Raw genomic sequence first — 4,062 nt, 5'->3', positions numbered from 1 at the left:
CTCGGCCATCGCCTACAACCTCAAAAAATACCTGAAGTTTATTGAAAAACGCACCAAAAGTGGGGCAGGGATGCTCGTCTTGTTTTTAAAGTTCACAATGACGTTAAATCAAGAGTATAAGTCCATTTTAAAGAGACTTCATTCTGCTAATTTACAAATGACATAAAACTAGAAAACCGCTAAAAGCGGTTTAAATAAGTGATATTTTCTAAGAATTAAAGGCTTGTGCAACGGTTACCATTGTTGTACACAGTATTTATTTACTTAATTCTATTTGAAATTTTGTCGCATTAAATGCTGCTTGTAAACCTCTTAAATTGGATTCCGACTTATTTTTCTCAAATAATTCAGTTACGTATTCAGTTTGTTTAGTCACATTTTCATTCTCTTTTTGAAAAATATGGTATTTCAATAAAATTAAATTCGCCATAATTTTATCTGAAATACTTATATCGCTTTGGTTTAAGTATTCATTTATTGTGCTTTCTATCTCGGAATCGTTTTCAGATAGTTCATCGAATAAGTAAGCATTAGCCAAGTCAGATTTATTCATAGTTGAGTAATCGTTTTGGTCAGACATATCTTTTCGGTAAGTCATTTTGTTCCCATTAAGAAAATACCATCTGGTGTAGGAATCATTTTCCATTTTGATTTCTTTTTCAAAAGCTTTTTTCTTTACAGTCCAATTTGTGAAAGCAATCAAAAGTTCAGTTCCGTCATCTTTCTTTAAAATGGCAAATCGAATCAAGTAATTTCTTTTCCCAGGTTTTTCAATTTCGACGTCTAATTTGTTTTCTACTGAAACATATTTTTTAAGAGCTTCTAAAATAGAAGAAACATCTTCGGGACTTGCTTCTGGAAATAGATTTTCTCTTAAAAACAAATCGATGTATAGATAATGAGTTAAATAAAAATCATCCATTTTTAGGTAATTAGCCTCTCTTAAATGGTCTGTTTTAATATTAATTTTTTCCGATTGAGAATATCCAAAATTTGTGAATATTGCTAAAAGTAAAAGGGTGATTATTTTTCTATTCATTCTGGTGGTTTATATTGTGTACAACGCTTGAGCTAAGCGTAGTGCGGTTTTAGAGAAGCGATTCCCATTGCGCCACAACCCGAAGCTAAAGCTTATTGTTTAGTTTTATATTTCTTTTCCAAAGCTAAATCCATAAGATTTAGCGACTTTATAAATATACACAGACCTTTCGTTTTTGCACTAAAGTCCGCATTACGTTTAGGTTTTGTTACCTGCAGTTTTTATTTCGTCCAGTTTTAATTGATACTCATCAGCCTTTTCGTTGCTCCCTAGAATACGATAAATTCTTTCTATTTCCCCAAGTATAAATTCAGATGACGCTCCATTTTCTTCTGATATTAGAAAATATTTTAATGCCTCTTTGGGTCTGTCTTCGTCTCTTAAAATATATCCCAAATCTTCGGCTATAACATTTTTTTCTTTACTTATTTCTAAACCTTGTTTCAGTACTTCTATTGACAAGTCAGGATTATTTCGAGAATAATATACTTCATAAGAGCCAAAACAATCAGAAGCGACCGCTGGTATTACCTCTATATTTATCGAATTATAAGCATAGGAATAGCTAGGTTTTTTAAGGTCATATATTACAAAATCAATTATTCTTTCAGGAGTACTGACATTAATATAGGCAGACTTGTATAATCCATTTTTTTCAATTCGGTAAGCCTTTGTCAAGTAATGTCCCTCTCCATTTGGAATTAGTTGTAAAGTTGTTGGTTTAATTTCCCATTCTATAGGATTATCGTTATCCGAATTCAATATTTCGAAAACCCCACAATCAGGATTAGCTTGAATAGTATTGATTAGTTTTGAAATCGGTTTCTCCATACTCTCTTTCTTTTTAGAATAGTTACATCCAATAAGACCAAAAATTGTTAATAGGATAAAATATCTCATTTTAATAAATTGCAGGTAACGGTTTTGTGTATGGTTAGTTGCGTGTTTCAGCAACTAATTTAGTAAACAAAAACGAACGCGAGAAAATTCCGAAGGAATTTTCCAGATAGGCACTTGCCAAAGCAATTAATTATACACGGTGTTGGCAAATCGTTTTTATTCGTACGTAATTTCTATTCTTTCCTCGAGGTTACCTGGTAAGTCTTTGATTATTTCTTTTAAAATTCCATATTTGTCATCATATTTTATCGTATAAATAGTTCCTAAATTTTCAATATTAGTAATTCTATCTAATTCGTCGTATTGGTAATTCCAAGTTCCCATTGTTCCAGAACCGTTAACACTCATACTTTTTACACGATTTTTATTGTCATATTCATAGCACTTAACATTCGCAGGATAGGAATTCCAGTTGCATTCATTATCTTTTATAGAATCCTTATAAATTCCATTCGTTGGCATATAAAATGGTATTTTGGCAAGCTTTTGACTAAAATATAAATCTACTTTTGTTTCTTTTAAATCAGTTAGTGAATCTTTGATTATTTCTATGTCTTTCCATTTCGATTCGTCAACATTTCGATTATCATAATGTGATACAGTAATTTTAATTCGTTCTGAATTTCTATTACAACTAAAAAAAAATGAAATTAGAATAAGAAAGGTAATTGATTTGTTCATTCGCTCAAATGTTTGCCAACGGTCCCGTATAAAAGCTTTAACGGGTTTTCGGCTTTTTTTGTGTTTTGGCTTTATTAGCGTTGGCAGAAAAAAGCCGAGTTACTTACTTTTCACCAACAGCACTAAAATACTAAAATACCTTAATAAACGAACAACAAAAGCGCCGTTATTGCTTTTATGCATTGTTGTTAAATGTATTATCGGTTTTAGATCGACTAAAACAGAAAAATGATTTTTTCCTCTGGGGTTGTTTTTGCGAACTGCTTAGATACAGTTTTGAAAATCATTTTTTCCATCCGTGACCTTAGCAAAAAGCGATACTAGGGAAGGAGTAAGACTGGTAAGTGTAATAGAAAGTGAGGTAGGAAACTCAATATATTTCGCTCATTATAGATCTGAACAAATTTTATATTTTACAACGGTCTTGGCTATGGTTTCGTTACGGAATGGTACGCGAGTATCATTCCGCCGTAACCATAAATTTAGCAAAAAGGCTCGAAATTCCGATTAGGAATTTCAGCCGTAATGAACTATAGCCGTTGTTAGCTACAGTTTTTATTTTTCGTATTTTATTTTTCTTGTCAGAACTTGATATTTCTTTCTTTTCCCACTCTCTACTTTGTAAATAACTTTCTTTTTCCAATTCAGATTCTTGTCATATTTGTATTCGTATTCGTAATTCTTTGATTTAATTAGATTTCCGTTTTCGTCATATTCTGAATTATCTAAATCTTTAATTGAAAAGTCAATTTTGTGTTTGCTTTCAGATATTATTTTTCCATTATCGTCAAGAACCTTTGTAATTGCCAAATTATTCGGATAGTCATATTCCGTAATTTCAGTTCCGTAAGAGTTTGAATTTCCAGCATACAGCTTTAACTCGATTGGATGACCATTTTCATTGTTTTTTAGAAATGTTTCTCTAATAATTTGATTGTTTTGATTTCGGTCTGTTATTTTAATCATAAAACCATTTTCATCGTATTCGTAAGTAGCTGTTTCGGAACTATATCCAATGACTGGATGCCAACGTTCAATTTTTCTTTGTAAACTTCTAATTCCAGTAGAATCAAATGTCCGAGAAAGGCGTGTTTCTAATTTTCCATTTTTGTCATATCTCAATTCAGATGTGATTTTATTTAGCTTATTTACAACTATAATATCTTTTTTGGTTTCAGTTCCGCTTTTGTTGTAGAAAACAGTGGTCTTTGTAAGTTCTTTTACTTTAGAATCTGTTCTTAAATCGATAGCGTCGTCGTGACGTAAAGCAGAAAAAATGCTTTGAGAAAAGGATTCAAAGCAGACTAAAGTCAGTAGTATTATGAAAGTAGTTCTAATGTTCATTCAAATTGTAGCTAACGGTCGCGTATAAAAGCTTTAACGAGTTTCCGGCTTTTTTTGTGTTTTGGCTTTATTAGCGTTGGCAGAAAAAAGCCGAGTTA

General features: G+C 31.5%; 4 protein-coding genes. All 4 read right to left on the bottom strand.

Features of this window, described 5'->3' with window-relative positions; all coding sequences use genetic code 11:
• Window positions 1-256: 256 nt before the first annotated feature.
• The 4 genes from ACEN25_RS15825 to ACEN25_RS15810 all read right to left on the bottom strand — a co-directional run bounded on the left by ACEN25_RS15825 (window position 257) and on the right by ACEN25_RS15810 (window position 3,964).
• Window positions 257-1,039, bottom strand: a complete 783-nt coding sequence (locus ACEN25_RS15825) for a hypothetical protein (protein WP_441803765.1) — start codon at window positions 1,037-1,039, stop codon at window positions 257-259.
• Window positions 1,040-1,237: 198 nt separating this feature from the next.
• Window positions 1,238-1,870 (bottom strand): tetratricopeptide repeat protein, encoded by a 633-nt coding sequence (locus ACEN25_RS15820; protein WP_441803764.1) that lies wholly within the window; start codon window positions 1,868-1,870, stop codon window positions 1,238-1,240.
• Between the two features lie 225 nt (window positions 1,871-2,095).
• On the bottom strand, window positions 2,096-2,620 hold the full coding sequence (locus tag ACEN25_RS15815) for a hypothetical protein (RefSeq protein WP_441803763.1): 525 nt from the start codon (window positions 2,618-2,620) through the stop codon (window positions 2,096-2,098).
• A gap of 555 nt (window positions 2,621-3,175) precedes the next feature.
• Window positions 3,176-3,964, bottom strand: a complete 789-nt coding sequence (locus ACEN25_RS15810; protein WP_441803762.1) for a hypothetical protein — start codon at window positions 3,962-3,964, stop codon at window positions 3,176-3,178.
• Between the last annotated feature and the right edge of the window lie 98 nt (window positions 3,965-4,062).

Source organism: Leeuwenhoekiella sp. W20_SRS_FM14, from assembly GCF_052119605.1.
Classification (GTDB): domain Bacteria; phylum Bacteroidota; class Bacteroidia; order Flavobacteriales; family Flavobacteriaceae; genus Leeuwenhoekiella.
This window is presented reverse-complemented; position numbering and strand designations above follow the sequence as displayed.

Excerpts from the sequence above, each read along its gene's own strand:
- ACEN25_RS15825 (WP_441803765.1), bottom strand. The coding sequence starts at position 1,039 with ATGAATAGAAAAATAATCACCCTTTTACTTTTAGCAATATTCACAAAT.
- ACEN25_RS15820 (WP_441803764.1), bottom strand. The coding sequence starts at position 1,870 with ATGGAGAAACCGATTTCAAAACTAATCAATACTATTCAAGCTAATCCT.
- ACEN25_RS15815 (WP_441803763.1), bottom strand. The coding sequence starts at position 2,620 with ATGAACAAATCAATTACCTTTCTTATTCTAATTTCATTTTTTTTTAGT.
- ACEN25_RS15810 (WP_441803762.1), bottom strand. The coding sequence starts at position 3,964 with ATGAACATTAGAACTACTTTCATAATACTACTGACTTTAGTCTGCTTT.